This window comes from Leisingera sp. S2M4 (assembly GCF_055398055.1).
On sequence record NZ_AP040861.1, the window covers coordinates 42,690 to 62,356 of the forward strand.

The 19,667-nt window shown below is 62.6% G+C and carries 15 protein-coding genes; 3 read left to right on the plus strand and 12 right to left on the minus strand.

The window, feature by feature from the left end:
* Window positions 1-53: 53 nt before the first annotated feature.
* From secF to yajC, 3 genes are read right to left on the minus strand one after another with little or no spacing between them, the layout of a single operon-like run.
* Complete coding sequence (secF, locus tag ACZ52D_RS00270; protein WP_417475056.1) at window positions 54-1,022, minus strand: protein translocase subunit SecF; 969 nt, start codon at window positions 1,020-1,022, stop codon at window positions 54-56.
* Between the two features lies 1 nt (window position 1,023).
* The gene (gene secD / locus ACZ52D_RS00275) at window positions 1,024-2,685 is read right to left on the minus strand and encodes a protein translocase subunit SecD (RefSeq protein WP_464442081.1); all 1,662 of its coding nucleotides are present in this window, start codon (window positions 2,683-2,685) and stop codon (window positions 1,024-1,026) included.
* Between the two features lie 34 nt (window positions 2,686-2,719).
* The gene (gene yajC / locus ACZ52D_RS00280; RefSeq protein WP_222453656.1) at window positions 2,720-3,004 is read right to left on the minus strand and encodes a preprotein translocase subunit YajC; all 285 of its coding nucleotides are present in this window, start codon (window positions 3,002-3,004) and stop codon (window positions 2,720-2,722) included.
* Between the two features lie 208 nt (window positions 3,005-3,212).
* Between yajC and serS the strand changes: the two genes are divergently transcribed.
* Window positions 3,213-4,505 carry a serine--tRNA ligase gene (gene serS / locus ACZ52D_RS00285; RefSeq protein ID WP_417475060.1) on the plus strand — a complete coding sequence of 431 codons (1,293 nt, stop codon included), beginning with the start codon at window positions 3,213-3,215 and terminating at the stop codon, window positions 4,503-4,505.
* Between the two features lie 82 nt (window positions 4,506-4,587).
* Here the strand turns inward: serS and ACZ52D_RS00290 are convergent, their stop codons facing one another.
* The 5 genes from ACZ52D_RS00290 to ACZ52D_RS00310 form a co-directional block, all read right to left on the minus strand.
* A complete protein-coding gene (locus ACZ52D_RS00290) occupies window positions 4,588-5,187 on the minus strand; it encodes a helix-hairpin-helix domain-containing protein (RefSeq protein ID WP_464442083.1) in 600 nt (199 codons plus the stop codon).
* Between the two features lie 66 nt (window positions 5,188-5,253).
* On the minus strand, window positions 5,254-6,207 hold the full coding sequence (locus ACZ52D_RS00295; protein ID WP_464442085.1) for a fatty acid desaturase: 954 nt from the start codon (window positions 6,205-6,207) through the stop codon (window positions 5,254-5,256).
* 257 nt (window positions 6,208-6,464) lie between these two features.
* Entirely contained in the window at window positions 6,465-7,928 is a 1,464-nt protein-coding gene (der, locus tag ACZ52D_RS00300) for a ribosome biogenesis GTPase Der (protein WP_417475066.1), read from the minus strand.
* A 63-nt stretch (window positions 7,929-7,991) separates the two neighbouring features.
* Window positions 7,992-9,314, minus strand: coding sequence for a PQQ-like beta-propeller repeat protein (locus tag ACZ52D_RS00305; protein ID WP_464442086.1), 1,323 nt, complete (start codon window positions 9,312-9,314; stop codon window positions 7,992-7,994).
* Window positions 9,315-9,408: 94 nt separating this feature from the next.
* A complete protein-coding gene (locus ACZ52D_RS00310; RefSeq protein ID WP_464442088.1) occupies window positions 9,409-10,080 on the minus strand; it encodes a hypothetical protein in 672 nt (223 codons plus the stop codon).
* A 292-nt stretch (window positions 10,081-10,372) separates the two neighbouring features.
* On the opposite strand from ACZ52D_RS00310, the gene ACZ52D_RS00315 reads away from it, so the two are divergent.
* Entirely contained in the window at window positions 10,373-11,488 is a 1,116-nt protein-coding gene (locus ACZ52D_RS00315; RefSeq protein ID WP_464442089.1) for an efflux RND transporter periplasmic adaptor subunit, read from the plus strand.
* The gene (locus ACZ52D_RS00320) at window positions 11,485-15,309 is read left to right on the plus strand and encodes an efflux RND transporter permease subunit (protein ID WP_464442090.1); all 3,825 of its coding nucleotides are present in this window, start codon (window positions 11,485-11,487) and stop codon (window positions 15,307-15,309) included. The genes ACZ52D_RS00315 and ACZ52D_RS00320 overlap by 4 nt, the downstream gene beginning before the upstream one ends.
* Before the next feature lie 166 nt (window positions 15,310-15,475).
* Here the strand turns inward: ACZ52D_RS00320 and ACZ52D_RS00325 are convergent, their stop codons facing one another.
* The 4 genes from ACZ52D_RS00325 to ACZ52D_RS00340 form a co-directional block, all read right to left on the minus strand.
* Window positions 15,476-15,748, minus strand: a complete 273-nt coding sequence (locus tag ACZ52D_RS00325) for an EF-hand domain-containing protein (protein ID WP_222453665.1) — start codon at window positions 15,746-15,748, stop codon at window positions 15,476-15,478.
* Window positions 15,749-15,822: 74 nt separating this feature from the next.
* Complete coding sequence (locus tag ACZ52D_RS00330) at window positions 15,823-16,071, minus strand: EF-hand domain-containing protein (protein WP_222453666.1); 249 nt, start codon at window positions 16,069-16,071, stop codon at window positions 15,823-15,825.
* Window positions 16,072-16,379: 308 nt separating this feature from the next.
* The gene (locus ACZ52D_RS00335) at window positions 16,380-18,212 is read right to left on the minus strand and encodes an ABCB family ABC transporter ATP-binding protein/permease (RefSeq protein WP_464442091.1); all 1,833 of its coding nucleotides are present in this window, start codon (window positions 18,210-18,212) and stop codon (window positions 16,380-16,382) included.
* Between the two features lie 111 nt (window positions 18,213-18,323).
* Entirely contained in the window at window positions 18,324-19,517 is a 1,194-nt protein-coding gene (locus ACZ52D_RS00340; protein ID WP_464442092.1) for a LysM peptidoglycan-binding domain-containing protein, read from the minus strand.
* Window positions 19,518-19,667 lie beyond the last annotated feature (150 nt).

Genomic DNA, 19,667 nt, shown 5'->3' on the forward strand with positions numbered 1-19,667 from the left:
AAAAGGGCCGCAGGTTTCCCCGCAGCCCCATCCGGTCAGTCATCCCGCGAAGGTCAGGCGTCGATATTGGCAAACTGGTTTCCGGCCGTGTTGCTGGGTTTGGACCAATCCCGCTTGACCCCCAACTTCAGCAGAATGGCAGAGGCCACGAAGACCGAGGAATAGGTCCCGACCAGAACACCCCAGATCATCGCAAAGACAAAGCCGCGGATCACGTCGCCGCCCAGCACATAGAGCGAGATCAGCGCCAGCAGCGTGGTGACAGAGGTCATCACCGTCCGGCTGAGTGTTTCATTGATCGAGATGTTCAGAACCTCGGCCAGATCCTTCTTCTTGTAGCGGCGCAGGTTCTCGCGGACGCGATCGAACACCACCACGGTATCGTTCAGCGAGTAGCCGACAATGGTCAGAAGGGCGGCGATAATCGCCAGATCGAACTTGATCTGCAGCTCGGAAAACACACCGATCGTCAGCACCACGTCATGCACTAGGGCCGCCACCGCACCGAGGGCAAACTGCCACTCGAACCGCAGCCAGATGTAGATCAGCACCGCACCGATCGCCAGCGCCACGGCGATGACCGCAGTCTGGATCAGCTCACCCGAGACCTTGGGACCAACCGATTCGACCGAAACGAACTTGATGCCGGGAGCAACGGTCTCCAGCGTCGCTTTCAGCGCCTCGATCATTTCGCCCGAGATTGCCTCGCCGTCGTCCTGGGCCTGGATGCGGATCATCGCCACATGCTGGTCATCCTCGAACGTAGGATCGAAGACCTCGGTGATGCTCACATCGCCCAGCTCGTGCACCGCCAGCGCATCGCGGTAGGCGCCCACGTCCACCGATTCGGCGGCTTCCGTGCGGATCGTGGTACCGCCGCGGAAATCGATGCCGAAATTCAGCCCCTGCAAGAAGAAGGAGACCAGCGCCACCACCATCATCAGCGCGGAAATGCCCAGCCACAGCTTGGAGCGTTGGAAGAAATCGAACGAGGTCTTCTCGGGAACAAGTTTCAGCCGCATCTTACACCTCAATCGTTTTCGGACGACGCCGTTCAAACCACATCACGATGATCAGCCGGGTGACAAAGATCGCCGTGAAGACCGATGTCAGGATGCCGAGGCCAAGCGTGATCGCGAAACCGCGCACCGGGCCAGAGCCCATGGCAAAGAGGATCACGGCCGTGATGAACGTGGTGATGTTGGCGTCCAGAATGGCGCTCAGCGCCTTGGAGTAGCCTTCGTCGATGGCGCGGGCCGGGCCGCGACCTGCCTTCAGCTCTTCTCGGATCCGTTCAAAGATCAGCACGTTGGCGTCGACCGCCATTCCGACCGTCAGAACGATCCCTGCAATACCCGGCAGCGTCAGCGTGCCACCGATGAGGCTGAGCATGCCGAAGATCAGCGCGATGTTCAGCACCAGCGCCACGTTGGCGAACAGCCCGAACAGGCCATAGCTGAGGCCCATGAACACCAGCACCGCAATAAAGGCCACGATGGTGGCGATCTTGCCGGCGTCGATGCTGTCCTGCCCCAGTTCGGGGCCGATGGTGCGCTCTTCGAGGAACTCCAGCTCCGCCGGCAGCGCACCTGCGCGCAGCAGCACGGCCAGGTTGGTGCTTTCCTCGATGGTAAAGTTGCCGGTGATGATGCCAGAGCCGCCCGGAATATGCGACTGGATCACCGGGGCCGAGACGACCTCGTCATCCAGCACGATCGCAAAGGGCGAGCCGATGTTTTCCGCGGTGTAATCCCCGAACCGGCGCGCGCCGGACGTGTTGAAGCGGAAGTTCACCGCAGGCTGGCCGTTCTGATCAAACGACGGCTGCGCATCCACCAGGTCCTCGCCGGTCACAACGGCGGCGGCCTCGATGGTGTAATAGACGCCGGGTTCATCCAGCGAAGGGATCACCTTGTTGCCGATGCCGGGGGCGGCATCCGGGTCGCTGCCACGGCCCACAACCGGGTTGAAGGTCAGCTGCGCAGTGGTGCCGATAATCGCCTTCAGCTCCGAGGCCGAGCCGATACCGGGCACCTGGATCAGAATGCGGTCGGCGCCCTGGCGCTGGATGGTCGGCTCGCGGGTGCCCACCTCGTCGATACGACGGCGGACGATCTCCAGCGCCTGGCGCACGGTGCGATCGTCGGAGGCCAGCTTCTCGGCCTCGCTCAACTGCACCGTCAGGATATCGCCCTGGGCGGAAACCTCGATGTCATTCGCCCCGACGCCCGTCAGCGTGGTGATCGGATTGGCCAGACCGCGCACCACTTCCAGCGCACGGGCCATTGCTTCCGGTTTTGAAATCTTCAGGCGAATCTGGTCCGCGGGACCAGGCTGGCGGCGGAACGTGCCGACCGTGGCGCGCTCCGGCCGCAGTGCGTCGCGCACCTCCGGCCACAGCGCGTCCATCCGCGCATCATAAACGTCCTCGACCTTCACCTCGGCCAGCAGATGCGCACCACCGCGCAAATCCAGCCCCAGGTTCACCAACCCCGAGGGCAGGAACGACGGCCACTGGCCAATCGCTTCCAGACGCTCAGGCGTTTCGCCCTTGGCGATGATTTCGGCCGCCGCATCGTTCGCCTGTTCGACGCGGGTATAGAATCCGTTTGGCAGGGCAAGTATCACACCGGCCGCACAGACCAGCCAGATAAGCACCCTCTTCCAGAGATCAATTTGCAGCATTGCCCTGCCTTTTCAGTATATTATTGGCCCAAGCTCAGGATACGGGATCCGTTTTGCTCAGCACTTGGGCAAGGGTCGACTTGATGACGCGGACTTTCACGCCGTCGGCAATCTCGACCTCGATCTCATTGTCTTCCTTGACCTTGGTGACCTTGCCGATCAGGCCGCCCTGGGTCACCACCTGGTCCCGCACACGAACCTGGTCGATCATCTTTTGATGCTCTTTCATCTTCTTCTGCTGCGGGCGGATCAGCAGGAAGTACATGATCGCGAAGATCAGGATAAGCGGGAGAAATTGGGCGACTGCGCCACCGTCCATGGGATATTCCTTCTGTCAAAGCGGCGCTGACGTTAGCGCCGGAAATTTGCAGCGGAACCTATGCGCTGGGACAAAGGGTTGCAAGGCTCGAGCAGCGCTTTCCGGACGCCGTTGCACATAGACCTTACGCCCCCCTTCCCCTTTGTTCACCCTTGCGTCATAGGATGGGGCCAGTGATTCAATTGTTTCCAAGCCAGGAGAGACTCTCATGCATGACATCCGCGCAATCCGCGAAAACCCTGCCGCCTTTGACGCTGCACTGGCGCGGCGCGGGGATGCGGGCGTGTCAGCCGAGATCCTGGCCCTCGACGAAGCCCGGCGCGCCAAGATTCTCGCCGCGGAAACCGCCCAGGCAGAACAGAAGAAAGCCTCCAAGGAGGTTGGCGCAGCCAAGGGCCGCGGTGACGAGGCGGAGTTTGAGCGCCTGCGCGCGCTTGTTGCCGAGAAAAAGGCGGAAGTCGCGGCGATGAACGCCGAGGCAAAGGAGCTGGACGCACAGCTGACCGACAAGCTCGCCCGGATTCCGAACCTGCCCGCAGACGACGTGCCGGAAGGTGCCGACGAGGATGACAACGTCGAGGTCAACCGTTGGGGTGAACCCAAGGCGCTGGGGTTTGAGCCGAAAGAGCATTTTGAAATCCCCGGTGTTGCCGCCGGCATGGATTTCGAGACCGCCGCCAAGACCAGCGGTTCGCGTTTCGTGTTCCTGCGCGGCGCAGTGGCCCGCATCCATCGTGCGCTCGCGCAGTTCATGCTCGACGTCCATGTCGACGAAAATGGCCTCTCCGAAACCCAGACCCCGGTGCTGGTGCGTGACGAGGCAATGTACGGCACCGACAAGCTCCCCAAATTCGGGGACGACAGCTATCAGACCACCAACGGTTGGTGGCTGGTGCCTACATCCGAGGTGACGCTGACCTACTCGGTCGCTGGCGAAGTGCTGAACGAGGCCGACCTGCCGATCCGCCTGACCGCCCACACCCAGTGTTTCCGGTCCGAAGCAGGCAGCGCAGGCAAGGATACCTCGGGCATGCTGCGCCAGCACCAGTTCGAGAAGGTCGAAATGGTGTCGATCACCCACCCGGACGAGTCCGATGCCGAGCAGAAGCGGATGCTGCGCTGTGCCGAAGACCTGCTGGAGCGGCTTGGGATCCCCTACCGCACCGTGATTCTCTGCACCGGTGACATGGGCTTTGGCGCCCGCCGCACCTTTGATATCGAAGCCTGGTTGCCGGGTCAGAACACCTACCGCGAGATCTCCTCGGTCTCGACCACGGGCGATTTCCAGGCACGCCGCATGAACGCGCGGTTCAAACCCGCCGACGGCGGCAAGCCGCAGTTCCTGCACACTCTGAACGGTTCGGGTCTGGCGGTCGGGCGCTGCTTGATCGCGGTTCTGGAGAATGGCCAGCAGGCCGACGGCTCGGTTCAACTGCCGGAAGTGCTTGCGCCCTATCTCGGCGGAAAGCGCACCCTGACCGCCGAGGGCAAGCTGGCCTGATCCGGCCAGCTGCACACAATCAGCCCAACAACGAAACGGCGCCCGGTGGCGCCGTTTTGCTTTGCGTCAATGCCCTGTGCTGTCAGGACTTGGACTTCTTCTTTTTCTTCCGCGAAGATTTCTCCTGCTCCACGGGCTTAATTCCTTCCAGGATAGCCTTCGCCTTGGCCTTTTCCTTCTCGATGGCCTTCTTGGCCTTGGCCTTCACCTTCTTGGCCTTCAACTTGGCCTTGATCTTGGCTTCGGCGAATTCCTCGGCCAAATTCGCGGCCTTGCGCTTGGCCTTGGCGGCTTTGGCTTTCGCCTTGGCAGCCTTTGTCTCGGCAGCGACCCGCGCCGCTTCGGCCCGGGCAAGGCGGGCTTTCATTTCGACACGCGCTTTCGCATCCTGAACCGCCTTCTCAGCGGCTTCGATCCGATTGGCAGGTTTGCCGTTCACCGCGCCCTGCTCTGTGGACGCATCCGCCGGGGCGGCTTCCGGTTTGGCTTCCGGTTTGGCCTCTTTCACGGCTGCTTTCGCCGTTGCCCGCAAGTTTTTTGCGCGGTTTGCTCCGATGGCCGGAATTTCCCGCAATCGCGTTTCTTCCAGGGCCAAAAGGTCCTCCGCCGTGCGAATGCCGTTGGCCGCCAAGGCCTTTGCCAGTGCCGGGCCAACGCCGCGCAATTTTTGAACTGGTATCATGCCTGTCCTTTTCCCTGTTGTTGGAGGCCAAGGCCCCGGTTATCGGTCACTTTGGTCAGACGGTCGTCAGCTCGGAAACGGAACCAGCGCTTGCTTGTCCTCATCCCAAAGCTTCAGCGTCAATGCACGCAGTGCCTCGAGAAATCCGATCCGCCGCAGGCCCAGTTCAGCTGGCAGGCTGTAGTGACACTGGCGCAATCGGTATGAAGGAATCCGCGCGTTATAATGGTGGATATCATGCAGCGTGATATTCGCCACCGCCAGGTCGAACAGCCAGCCGAAATCCAGGCAGGACGAACCTTGAAGGGCCGCAACCTGCGGGTTCAGATCCGGACGGCGGTCCCAGTAGGTGTCCTCGAAATTATGCTGCAAGTAGACGAGGAAAACCCCAATCATTCCACCAAGGAAAGAAAACACCAGCCACACCCAGACGCCGGTCATCCCCGCAACTGCATACAGCAGCGTCAGCATTCCGATGATTGCCAGATTGTGCAGGATCACCCCCCAGACGCCGAACTCCAGCGTATTCTTGGGCCAGCGATAACGGATGAAATAGGTGAAGGCCGCCCCCAGCGGCACCAAGATAAACGGGTTCCGGTAAAGCCGGTATTGCAGCCGCTTCCAGAACCCCGCCTGCTGCCACTCGCGGAGTGTCATCGTGTAGATTTCGCCGGTTTCGCGATGTTCTAGATTGCCGACATTGGCGTGATGCAGGTTGTGGTTCTGCTTCATCACCTCAAAAGGCGCAAAGGTGAAAGGTGACAAAACATGCCCTGCCAGCTCATTCTGGGCGCGGGTTTCGAACAGTGAATGATGCCCGGTATCGTGCTGCAACACATAGAGGCGGACGGCGGAAAAGGCGAAGACAATCCCGGCCGGCAGAAGAATGTACCAACGGTCCACATGGACGATGGCAAGCCACAACGCTCCGAAGTAAACCGCAAATGTTCCGAAATAGCTGAGCGCGGCCAAGCGGTTGTCCTTGACGCAATAGGCGCGGGTATGTGTCCTCAGATCCATAAGACACCTCATAAATGCAGAATATGACGGCCTGCTGAAACCGGCCGCTAAAATGACTCTGCAGTAGAGGTAAGTCTCGCTGACACATCTGCAAGACGCAAGCCTCGCGAGGGCGCGCGCGGAATAGGCAGAAAAAAGGCGCCACCGTGAGTTCAGGTGACGCCAGCCTCGCGCAGCGTATCCTGCCCGGAGTGCCCAATTTCGAGAGGCAGATAACCCGAGAGCCAGCCCCTAGCGCGGGCGAAGCCGCAGCCGCGTCAACTGCCGCGCTTGTTCAGGTGTTTGGCCAGCGCACCTGCATTCTTCTGGCGTTTGCCCTTGTAGGGGTTCTTGTCCCCCTGACCGCGCATGTACAGGCGGATCGGCGTTCCCGGCATGTCAAAATCTTCGCGCAAGCCGTTGATCAGATAGCGATTGTAGCTATCCGGCAGCTTGTCGGGATGCGAGCACATGACAACGAACCCCGGCGGGCGGCTCTTGACCTGTGTCATGTAGCGCAGTTTGATCCGCTTGCCCTGAGGCGCCGGCGGCGGGTGCTGTTCGAGCATGCCAACCAGCCAACGGTTGAGCGCCGCGGTGGGCACCCGACGGTTCCAGGTGGTATAGGCACGCATGATCGCGTCATGCAGCCGATCCAGCCCCTTGCCGGTCTTGGCCGAAACCGTGACCAGCGGCGCGCCGCGCAGCTGCGGCAGCAGACGGCCAAAGGCCTCCTTCAGGTCGCGCAGCTTTTCCTGCTTGTGCTCCTCGGCGTCCCATTTGTTGACCGCCACAACGACCGCGCGGCCTTCGCGTTCGGCCAGATCCGCGATGCGCAGATCCTGCTGTTCAAACGGGATGCTGGCATCCAAGAGAACCACCACGACCTCGGCGAATTTCACCGCGCGCAAACCATCCGAGACAGACAGCTTTTCCAGCTTTTCCTGCACCTTGGCCTTTTTGCGCATGCCGGCCGTGTCGAACACCCGCATCGGCACGTCGTTCCAGTTGATCCGAAGCGAAATCGCGTCGCGGGTAATCCCGGCCTCTGGACCGGTCAGCAGCCGATCTTCGCCCAGGATCTTGTTGATCAGCGTCGATTTACCGGCATTGGGGCGCCCCACCACCGCCACCTGAAGCGGCTTGGCATCGGTGGGAACAGGAATGCTTTCCTCTTCATCCTCGCCGATTTCCTCATCCACAGCGACATCAGTCGCCGGGGCATGGCGCTCGGCCTCGGCTTCGAATTTTTCCGCCAGCGGCTGCAAGACACCATAGAGGTCCGGCATGCCCTCGCCATGTTCGCCCGACAGGCGCAGCGGCTCGCCCAAGCCCAGACCATAGGCTTCCAGAACGCCGGCTTCGGCGGCATTGCCCTCGGCCTTGTTGGCCGCCAGGATCACATGGGCAGACTTGCGGCGCAGAATATCGGCAAAGATTTCATCCGTTGGCGTCACACCGGTCCGGGCGTCGATCATGAACAGGCAGATATCGGCCATGTCCACCGCGCGCTCAGTCAGTCGGCGCATGCGCCCCTGCAGCGAGTTGTCTGTGGCATCTTCCAGACCCGCGGTGTCAATCACCGTAAAGCGCAGATCCCCCAACCGCGCCGCGCCTTCACGCAAATCGCGGGTGACGCCCGGCTGGTCGTCGACCAAGGCCAGCTTCTTGCCGACAAGACGGTTGAACAGGGTGGATTTGCCCACGTTGGGACGGCCCACGATGGCGAGGGTAAAGGACATCAGACCAGCTTTCTTCGACTCAAGTTGTGCCCCATAGCGCATCCGCGCGGCAAGTGCCAGCGCTCAGCGATAGGCCAGCAGCTCTCCTTTGGAGGAAACCACGTAAAGCGTGCGATCCGCAACCACCGGCGCGGTGGTCGCGCCGCCCGGAACGTCGATGGTACGTGTCAGGCTGCCATCCTGCGGATTGAAGAAGCGCAACACCCCATCGTTGGACGCAACGACAATCTGGCCACCCGCAACAACCGGCCCGTGGTGCACATAAATGCGTCCCCGTTTGCCCGGCTTGTCTTTCACGAAGCCCGGCAGATCCACCGCCCAGATGACCTCGCCCGTACGGGCATCCAGCCGCAGCAGCTGGTTCAGATCGCTGACCTGGAACAGGCTGTCTCCCGCAGGCCAGGCGGTTCCGCTGGCGCCTTCCCTCGCGGTCCACAACCGATCGCCGGTGTCCAGATCGATCGCCACCGTGCGGCCTGAGTTGTTGCCGACGTAAAGGCGCTTTCCGGAAATCACCGGCGCCCCGGTGACATCGGTGATCCGCGACAAGGTCCGCCCAGTGCGCTGGCCAGCAACCGAGGCAGTCCAGCGCCGCAGGCCACCGCGGCGGAAGGTGGCAATCAGGTCGCCAGAGCCAAAGGCAAAAATAGCCAGATCACGTGACACCACCGGTGCTGGTGCGCCAAGAATATTGGACGGCGACGGGGCCGCCTCGACCTGCCAGGCAATCCGGCCGTCCTTGGTGTTCACCGCCCAGCCGGTGTCATCGCCGGCCACCAGGTATACCAAGCCTCCGCTGACCCGCGGCTGGCCGGAACCGGTCGCGTCCAGCTCCTGCCGCCATATCTGGGCCCCGGTTCCGGCATCAAGTGCCGTCAGCACGCCAAAGCCGGAAGACACATAAATCACGCCATCGTCATAGGCGAGGCCGCCACCGGTGGCTTGGCCGTCGTCATCCGCCGCAGGCACCAGCTTGGCCTGCCACAACAGCTGCCCCTGCGGCGACACCGCCGACACCTGAGCCCCGCTGTCCAGCGTGTAGATGCGCCCGCCTCCGACAACCGGCGTTGCGGTGATGCGCTGGCGGCGGCTGTCACCGGCGCCAATACCCACCGACCACACCCGCTGCGGGGCCACCGACAATGCGGGATGTGCGGTCCGGCTCGCCTCGGCACCATGGCCCTGCGGCCAGCTCGTGTTGACCGTCTGCTGCGGCAGGGAAATGGCGCGCGACTGGTTCACGACCTCCACCGCGTATTCCGGGCGAATGTCCTCGCGCTCGCCGCGCAGGATGACTTCCTCTTCGGCGCAAGCGACCAGAAGCCCGGCCAGGGCCGTACCACACAAAAGCGCCCGTGCGCCGGAGAAAGTCGAGAATGTTTTCATGGCCGTGCCCTGTCTGCCCCTGTGCCGTGGTGCCGGTCTTCGTCCCGGTCTCTCTGGTCTGTCGTCGTAGCGTCCGTGGCTGCGTCTGCGTGACTTACCCTTCCGGGGTATCGGTGGCCTCGATCGAACCACCAAGCGCCACAATCACCTGCGTTGCACGTTCTTTCAAGTCCGCACTCGCACCGGCGTCTTGCGAAATTGACCGCAGCCGATCAATTGCCGCCTGGGTGTTGCCGTCTTCAACATCGAGAAGCGCCAGCTGCTCCGACGCGAGCAGCGCCAGAGGTGCACCGGGCTGCGCCAAGGCTTCATATTGCAGTCGGCGCTCATCGATGCTCAGGCTGTCGGCCTGCAATGTCAGCGCCTTGAAGCTCGCAATATGGCGATAGATCAACGGCACTTCAGCATCGGTGGCAACGGCTTCCAGCTCATCCTTGGCCGCGGCGGTGTCCCCAGCCTTGGCCCGCGCACCGGCTTCCAGCATGGCCACAATGGCGCGCCCGCGGGCGGTCTCAGCCTCGATAGATGCCAGCGCCTCGGCCTGCGCCGTATCCTCTTCCAGCTCCAGCGCCGCGGTGATCTGGTCTCCCAGAGCCTGGGCTGCAGCGAGCTCCTGCGCCTTGCTGTATTCGCGATAGGCCGCGCCGCCAACGATCAGCGCGACCGCGACACCGCCAATCCAGCCATACCGCTTCAGTGCGTGGAAAAACCGGTCGCGGCGGACCTCTTCGGTCACCTCGTCGATAAAGCTGTCGGTGTCGCTCATTAAAAGCCCCTGGTCTGCGCGGCCCGACGGTCGATTGAGGGCCAGCATTGAATGCGTTCGTGCCCCTCTTACCCTGCCTTCCAAACCAAGCCAAGTGGCCCGTTTGCATCAGAAACCCCGGAAAACCGACAGGAAAAGGCAGAAATGTGAACTGAACCACTTAGTTTAGAATGGACATCTCCTATATCTGGCCTATCAATTCCGCGCGAGTCCCTTTGCCCCATATTCCGCGCCCTGTGCCGGACGGCACATATTTTCCGGGACCCAAGCAAGAATTTTAGAAAGGCCCGACATGCGTATTGTCCCAATGCTGACAGCCGTCGTGGTGACTGCCAGTCTTTATATGGTGATCATCGAACGGGAGAAACTGATGGCATTTGCCAGAGGGGAAACCGCTCCGGAGGCCACAGAACCCGTGACCGAAGACACGTCGGCGCCTTCCGCCGCGCAAGGTGGCGACAAACGCATCGGGGTCGTCGCGCTGCGCAGCCAAGCCCGCACCATCGGCAATGCGGTGATCCTGCGGGGGCAGACCCAGGCGATCCGCCAGGTGGAGGTGCGGGCGGAAACCACTTCGACCGTGATCTCCGAACCGCTGCGCAAGGGCGCCGCCGTTAAAAAGGGCGATCTTCTGTGTGAACTGGATCCCGGCACCCGCCCGGCCACCCTGCTGCAGGCACAGGCACAGCTGAAAGAAGCCAGGATCAATCTCACCGCAGCCTCCAAGCTGTCGGAAGGCGGCTATGCCTCCGAAACGCGGCTGGCCGCCGCCGAGGCAGCCGAAAGTACCGCGCAAGCCGCCGTGGCGGCCGCCGAACGGGAAATCGCCAACCTGAAGATCACCGCCCCCTTCGACGGTCTGCTGGAAAGCGACACCGCCGAGCTGGGCAGCCTGCTGCAACCGGGCAGCCTCTGCGGCACCGTGATCCAGCTCGACACCATCAAACTGGTGGGCTACGTGCCCGAAGCCGAGGTCAACAAGGTCACCCTGGGGGCCTCTGCGGGCGCCAAGCTGGCCACTGGTCAGCAGGTTCAGGGCAAGGTCACCTTCCTCAGCCGCTCCGCGGACCCGCAAACCCGGACCTTCGAGGTCGAGATCACCGTGCCGAACCCGGATCTGTCGATCCGCGACGGGCAAACGGCCGATATCGCGATTTCCTCGGCCGGCTCCCTCGCCCACAAGCTTCCGCAATCGGCGCTGACCCTCAACAACGAAGGCCGTCTGGGCGTGCGGGTGGTTGGCGAGGACAGCACGGTGGAGTTCTTTCCCGTCGAACTGCTGCGGGACGAGGCTGACGGCGTCTGGCTGGGCGGGCTGCCAGCAGAAGCCGACATCATCGTGGTCGGGCAGGATTTCGTAACCGAAGGCGTACCCGTGGCAGCCACATACCGGGAGGCTGACCAGTGACCGGTATCGTAGGCTGGGCCGCCAACCGGGCCCGGATGGTTCTTGCATTCATCGCAATCTCGCTCCTGGTGGGCGGGTTTGCCTATTCCATGCTCCCCAAGGAAGGCGAGCCGGACATCGAAATTCCGGCTCTGTTCATCTCTGTCCCCTTCCCCGGCATTTCCGCCGAGGATTCAGAAACCCTGCTGGTCAAGGTGATGGAGACCGAGCTGGCCGACCTCGACGGGCTAGACAAGATGACCTCCACCGCCGCCGAGGGCTATGCCGGGGTGGCGCTGGAGTTCGAGTTCGGCTGGGACAAGACCGCGGTGATGGCGGATGTGCGCGACGCGATGGACAAGGCCGAGGCCGAGTTCCCCGAGGGCGCCGAGAAATACACCATCAACGAGATCAACTTCTCGGAATTCCCCATCGTCATCGTGAACCTGACAGGGGCGGTGCCGGAACGGACCATGGCGCGCATCGCCAAGGACCTGCAGGATGACCTTGAGGCCCTCGACGCCGTTCTGGAGGCAGGGATCGCCGGTAATCGGGACGAAATGGTCGAAGTGTTGATCGACCCGTTGCGGCTCGAGGCCTATAACGTCACGGCTCTTGAGCTGATCAACGTTGTGCAGAACAACAATCAGCTGATTGCCGCGGGCGAAGTCGACACCGCCCAGGGCTCCTTTGCAGTGAAGATCCCGTCGTCCTTTGATGACGTTCAGGATATCTACCAGTTGCCGGTGAAGACCAATGGCGACCGGGTGGTGACGCTTGGCGAATTGGCCCAGATCAATTTCACCTTCGAGGACCGCGAAGGCACCGCCCGTTTCAATGGCGAAGACACGGTGGCGCTGCAGGTGGTCAAGCGCAAGGGCTACAACCTGATCGACACCGTGAACCTGGTGAAGGAAACGCTGGAGGTCTCCAAGTCGAAGTGGCCGCCGGAACTGCAGGCTGCGGTGACGGTGGGCACCTCCAACGACCAGAGCCGCGTGGTCGGCTCCATGGTCAGCCAGCTGGAGGGCTCGGTGCTGACCGCCATCGCGCTGGTGATGATCGTGGTGCTATCGGCGCTCGGCAGCCGCGCCGCGCTGCTGGTCGGGTTTGCCATTCCGACCTCCTTCCTGTTGTGTTTTGCCCTTCTGGCGCTGATGGGGATTTCGATCTCCAACATCGTGATGTTCGGCCTGATCCTTGCCGTCGGCATGCTGGTCGATGGCGCCATCGTGGTGGTGGAATACGCCGACAAGCGGATCAAGGAAGGCACTGGCCCGATGCACGCCTATGTCGAGGCGGCGCAGCGGATGTTCTGGCCGATCGTGTCCTCCACCGCGACCACCCTCTGCGCCTTCCTGCCGATGCTGTTCTGGCCCGGCGTGCCGGGTGAATTCATGGGCATGCTGCCGGTGACCCTGATCTTCGTTCTGTCGGCCTCGCTGGTGGTGGCACTGATCTACCTGCCGGTGATGGGCGGTGTGACCGGCCGCATCAGCCGGACCTTCGAAGGCGCGTCCCGCACTCTGCGCATGGTCGCCCCTTGGTGGCTACGCGCCGCCCTTGTGCCGCTTCCCATGTGGGGCATGTTCGCCGGTGCGATGCAGATGCTGAACCCGGGCTACCTGCTTGGCGCTGATGCCGCCGGGATCGGCCCGGTGGTGTTTGGTGCACTGGTCTTTGCCCTCAGCGCGTTTGCCGCCTCGATCACCCTCAGCGCGGTCAAGATTGAACGCGAAGAACGGGAAGTCAGAACCGGCTACCACCATTCCCCGTTTGGCCATTTCATCAAGTTCATCGCCGGCAATCCCGTCATGCCGGTGGTGACCATCGCCGCCGTCGGCTTTGGCATCATGACGGTGTTCTCGTTGTTCAGCGAGAACAATTACGGCGTTGAATTCTTTGTGGAATCGGAACCTGAGCAGGCTACGGCCTATGTTCGGGCCCGCGGCAACATTTCGCTTCAGGAAAAGGATGCCCTCGTCCGCGCGACCGAGCAGGTCATCCTGAACCACCACGCTGTGATCAATGTTTTCTCCTTTGCCGGTGACGGCGGCCTGAACACGGACAGTTCCGGCGCTTCGATCCCGCCGGACACTGTTGGTCAGGTCCAGTTCGAGATCATCCCGTGGGAAGATCGCCCCACCGAGACCGAACCCATGGATGGCTGGTTTGGCCGCTGGCTGAGCGAAAACCTCGGCCTTGAGAAGAAGGTGATCGCGCAGGAATACGATGGCAATACCGTCATCGACGAGCTGAACAGCCAACTCGCCGCCCTGCCCGGTTTTGAGGTCGAAGTCAGATCTCTCGCCCAGGGACCGGCAAGCGGCAAGCCTGTTCATCTGCGTCTGCGCGGCGATAGCTGGGAAGACCTGACCGCCGCCACAATCGCCGCGCGCGAGCAATTCGCCAAAACCCCGGGCCTGATCCTGATCGAGGACAGCCTGCCGCTGCCCGGCATCGACTGGCAGATCGACGTCGATGTCGAAAAGGCCGGCCGCTATGGCGCCGATGTGGCGACCGTGGGCGCGATGGTGCAACTGGTCACCCGCGGCATCCTTCTGGACACCATGCGCGTCGACAGCTCGGACGAAGAGATCGAGATCCGCGTCCGCCTGCCCAAAGAAGACCGGGTGCTCTCCACCCTCGACACGCTCAAGGTGCGCACCGCCGACGGGCTGGTGCCGCTGTCGAACTTCGTCACGCGCAAACCGGTTCCGAAACTCGCCAAGATCAGCCGCATCGAACAGGAACGTTACTACGACGTGAAAGCGGATGTTGAGCTGGGCCTGAGCAAGGTTGTCGCTACTGACCCTGACAGCGGTGAAGCGACCCGCCTGGCGGTTCTGCGGGAGCTGCCGGAAGGCGCCCCTGCGGCATCCGATACCGTCGTCGGCCCCAATGGCAAGCGACTGCAGCTGGTGCAGCTCACCGGAGCCGCCAGCATAGAGGGGCTGCAGGCCGCCCTGGACGATGGTGCAAAGATCAGCCCGGTGAACCCGAACGAGCGGATCTCGGTGCTGACCGAATGGCTGGAAACCGACCCGCTGCCGCGCAGCATCAGCTGGGAATGGACCGGCGATCAGGAGGAGCAGGAGGAATCCGGCGCGTTCCTGTCCAAGGCCTTTGCCGGGGCGCTGGCGCTGATGTTCGTGATCCTGCTGGCACAGTTCAACAGCTTCTACAACTCGGTTCTGGTGCTTCTGGCCGTGGTGCTGTCCACCACCGGCGTGCTCATCGGCATGATGGTAATGCAGCAGCCCTTCTCGATCATCATGACCGGCACCGGCATCGTGGCGCTGGCGGGGATCGTGGTGAACAACAACATCGTGCTGATCGACACCTACCAGGAGTTCAGCCAGAAGATGCCCCGGATCGAGGCGATCATCCGCACCGCCGAGGCCCGCATCCGACCGGTACTGCTGACCACCATCACCACGATGGCAGGTCTGACCCCGATGATGTTCGGCGTCAGCCTCGACTTCATCGACGGCGGTTACTCCATCGACAGCCCCACGGCGCTGTGGTGGAAGCAGCTGGCGACCGCTGTGGTCTTTGGTCTTGGCATTGCCACCGTACTGACGCTGGTGGTGACCCCGTCCTTGCTGGCGATCCGGGTCTGGCTGTCGACCTACATGCACGCCCTCGGGCGGGTACTGTCCCGGATTACCCGTGGGCGCTCAAGCCGCATCGCACAGGATTCGCGCCTCTTCAAAAAGGCCCGCACCCTGCCCAGCACCGAAGTTCTGTGGGAAGACGACGACACCGATGCGACGACCTCCGATCCCCAGCCCCCCTCGCAAGCGCCCTCCGCAGGTGGCGACCTGCGCGCGGCTGAATAGGCTGCCCAAACAAACTGGCCCCGTCATATAGACGGGGCCAGTCCATGGCATCTCGGCCTCACCCTATGGGGGGGGAAACGTACAGTTGGTCTCGAGGCTCTTGCTTGGGGGAGGTCCAGAGCCGACCTGTCCTGAACGGGGTCAGGCCAAAGATGCGTCCCTGGCGTTAGCCAGATTTCGCCAGAACGCCGGCGTTCACGGCCGCCTGAACTTCTTCTTCGTCGGCCTCGCCGTCCGCGTTGGCATCAATCGCTGCAAAGGTTTCCGCGTCCAGCTCGGGATAGGCGGCCTGCAGCTCTTCCATCGAGAAGGTGCCATTGCCGTCCACATCGGCCTCTGCGCCGATTCCAACGCTGACGCCGGTGTTCAGGTCCAGCGCGGCAACCGGTGCAGCGGCAAGTGCGGTCAGGGCGGCGGCGGTCAGGGCAAAAGTCTTCATCTTGTATACTCCATTTTCATCTGTGTGAGAGGACGGCGCGCGAAGCCCTCGCGCGCCAAAGAAAGTCACGAGGATCAGCCTTCCTTAGTCAGCAGGCCCGCATCCACCGCGGCCTGCACTTCGTCCTCGGTTGCCTCGCCATCAGCGTCGGCATCGATGGTCGCAAAGGTCTCGGCGCTCAATTCAGGGTAGACAACCTGCAGCTCATCCAGCGAGTAGGAGCCGTCGCCATCCATATCCGTTGCGCCATCAAGATCCAGCGCTGCCAGAGGGGAAGCAGCAAGCGCGGTCACGGCAGCAGCCGTCAGTGCAAAGGACTTCATTTGAGATACTCCATTCATTCTGTTCATTTTTTCCAGACTCACGGTTTCTCCCGTGAGCCATGAACAGAGGTAAGTGGAGGCCGCGCTCCACACCAGATGCCAGCGCAGAACAGCAAATTTCCGGCGTCCGCTCGCCCAAACCCGGCCCGGGGCTGAGCGCAAAGCCGCCCCAGCGATCCGCTTGGACCTTTCTCCGCTCAACCTGAGGTGTGCATCTTGCAGGTTTCCGCCGTGCGCCTCATCCCGGACGCGGAAAGGCGCTTTTCCGGGAACTTTTTCTCAACTGCCAAAACTGACCGTGACGGCCATCAAGCGCTGTCTTGATCCGATTGCTGTCGTTGCCACAGCCGGGCATAGCGCCCCTGGCGGGCCAGAAGCTCCTGATGGGTGCCGGTTTCGGCAATCTCGCCCTGTTCCAGAACGACGATACGGTCGGCGTCAGCGATCGTGGACAGGCGATGGGCAATGGTGATCACCGTGCGCCCTTGCCCGGCACGCGCCAGGGCTCCCTGGATTTCCTGCTCGGTATCGCTGTCCAGCGCCGAGGTCGCCTCGTCCAGAAGAAGGATCGGCGGGTTCTTCAACAAGGTCCGCGCGATACCAACCCGCTGTTTCTCGCCGCCAGACAGCTTCAGGCCGCGCTCGCCCACCTGAGTGTCATAGCCTTCGGGCAAGGCCGCGATGAAGTCATGGATCTGGGCGTCCCGCGCCGCCTGCTCGATCTCTTCCTGCGTGGCGCCTTCGCGGCCATAGGCGATATTGTAGCGGATGGTGTCATTGAACAGCACCGTGTCCTGCGGCACGACGCCAATCGCCTGATGCAGGCTTTTCTGCGTCACATCGCGAACATCCTGACCATCAATGCACAACGCGCCGCCGCTGACATCGTAGAAACGGAACAACAGCCGACCGATGGTCGATTTTCCCGATCCGGTGGAGCCGACGATTGCCACGGTCTGGCCCGGCTCCACGTCGAGTGAAATCCCTTTCAGGATCTCCCGGTCCGGCTCGTAGGAAAACCGCACATTGTCCAAGGTGACCCGACCACCCGAGACCTTCAGCTCAGTTGCTCCGGGACGATCACTGACATCCGCAGGCTGCCCCAGAAGATCGAACATCTCCCCCATGTCGACAAGGCTCTGACGGATTTCCCGGTATACCGTGCCCAGGAAATTGAGCGGCACGGTGATCTGGATCATGTAGGCGTTGACCATGACGAAATCGCCCACCGTCAACCCGCCCTGCTGCACGCCGATAGCCGCCATGACCATCACGCCGATCAGGCCCGCGGTGATGATGACGCTTTGGCCGAAGTTGAGAAAGGCCAGCGAATAGGCTGTCTTCAGCGCCGCCTGCGCATAGGCCTTCATCGCGCTGTCATAGCGCGCCGCCTCACGCTCTTCGGCCACGAAATACTTCACGGTTTCATAGTTCAGCAGGCTGTCGATGGCCTTTTGATTGGCGTCGGTATCCTGCTGGTTCATCTCCCGGCGCAGCTTCACCCGCCACTCGGTAACAGCGAAGGTGAACCAGACATAAAGCGCGATGGTCCCGGCCACCACGGCAAGATAGCGCGCATCGAACAGCACTGTCAGAATGACCGCCACCAGGGACAGTTCCAGGATCAGCGGCCCGATGGAAAACAGCATGAACCGCAGCAGGAACTCGACGCCCTTCACGCCGCGCTCGATGATCCGGCTCAGACCACCGGTCTTGCGGGTAATGTGGTAGCGCATCGACAGGCGGTGGATATGGGTAAAGGTCTCCAGCGCCAGCCGACGCAGCGCGCGCTGGCCGACAGGGGCGAACACCGCATCGCGCAATTGCTGGAAACCAGTGGTGAGGATCCGTGCCACGCCATATGCCACGGTCAGCCCAACGGCCCCCAGCGCCAGCGGGGGCACGCCTTCCCCGGCGAGGGTATCGACCGCCCCCTTGTACAGCATCGGCGTGTAAACAGCGATGATCTTGGCCAGCACCAGAACCGCCAGAGCCAGCACCACCCGCAGCTTGACGCCCCGATTGCCGCGCGGCCAAAGGTACGGTCCCACTTTCCGCAAGGTGCGCAGACCGGAACGCCGTTCGGCCCTTGCGATTGCGGCGGAAGACGATGGCGCGGCGGCTTGCTCGGTCTGGCTCATGGCGGCTCCTGGCGAAGGCGGGCTGGGGTGTCTGAACCGGCACGGTTAATGCTTTTCCCGCAAAACCGCGAGAGGCGGATCAACGCGCGTGCCGACAGACGCAGGGGGAAATCACTCGGGGATCGTAAAGACCTGCCCCGGATAGATCAGATCAGGATTGCGAATGGCTTCCCGGTTGGCTTCGAACACGCGGACATACAGAAACCCGCTGCCATAGCGCTGCTGAGAAATCGCCCACAACGTGTCGCCCTTCTGGACCGTGACAGCCCGCACCAGCGGCGCAGCCGCATCCGGGGCAGGATCGTCGGTCGGCGTCGGCAAGGCTTCCGGGGCTTCCCGTTTGAACGGGGTTTCCAGACGGCTCACGACAGAACCAGTCGCGACCTCAACCTCATCCAGCCGAAGGGTGTAGATCCCGGGAGACACACCTTCCAGCCGTCCACTCCAGCGACCATCTTCCGCAGCTTCCAGCTCGGCGACGGCCCGGTTGTCCACATAGATCCGGACCCGCGACTGCGGCCGCGCGCGCCCCGAGAGTTCCACGCCACCGGTCCCATTGTAGCTGATCGCATCCAGCGCGACCTCATCGCTGAGCTCGGGATCGGCGGGTATGGCGGGCTGTACGACCTCGACCCCGTCCTGATCGGCACGCAACACCGCGACCGCCTGCCCCGGCTGCTGGTCTGCCCCCGCGGTGGCAGGCGTGGCATCCTCAGGACCGCTCTGCCCCTCGGACGTTGCGCGTCCGGTCGCCTCGGGTTGCGAGCCCGTGAGGTCCGCCCCCTGTTCGTCCACGTCCTGATTACCCTCGGACAGACTTGCGACAGTCTCCTCAGTGACCGGCGCCGTGCCCTCACTATCTCCAGCAGGCGACTGTTGCTCCGGCTCCCGCGTGCCCGCGGCGACGATCTGGTCGGCCGGGGCAAGAATGAAACTCTCGGCCGAGGCGATCTTCTTTCCTGCATGTTCAGCGAGCAGGGAAATCACCCGGGGTGTATCGCTCGGTGTGATCGTGGTCAGGACCGCGAACTCGCCCCCGGCAGGCACTTCCAGTTGCTCCAGTGGCGCGCCGTCAACCAGCACGGTCAACTGCACGCCGCCCTGTGCCTGACCGGCAATCACCACGGACCCATCACGGTCCACCCGCACCAGGTCCAGCGACGGCGCCGAAAGCGCACCATCTTGCGGCTCCCCAGCCGCCGTGGTGTCCTCCGTGCCCGAGGCAGCACTGTCCGCGCCGTCCTCCGTTGCCTCCTCAACTGCGAGATCTGTCGGGCGATCGTCTTCCGTTTTCGCCCCATCCATCTCGGGTTCTCCCGACGCCGCTGCGTCGCCAGCGATCGACGACGCGCCTTCAGGATCAAGATTTATCCCTTCAGACTCGCCGCTTGCAGCAATATCTTCATGTTCCGCTGTCGAGACATCTCCGCTCTCCGGGGCAATGTCTTGGGACCC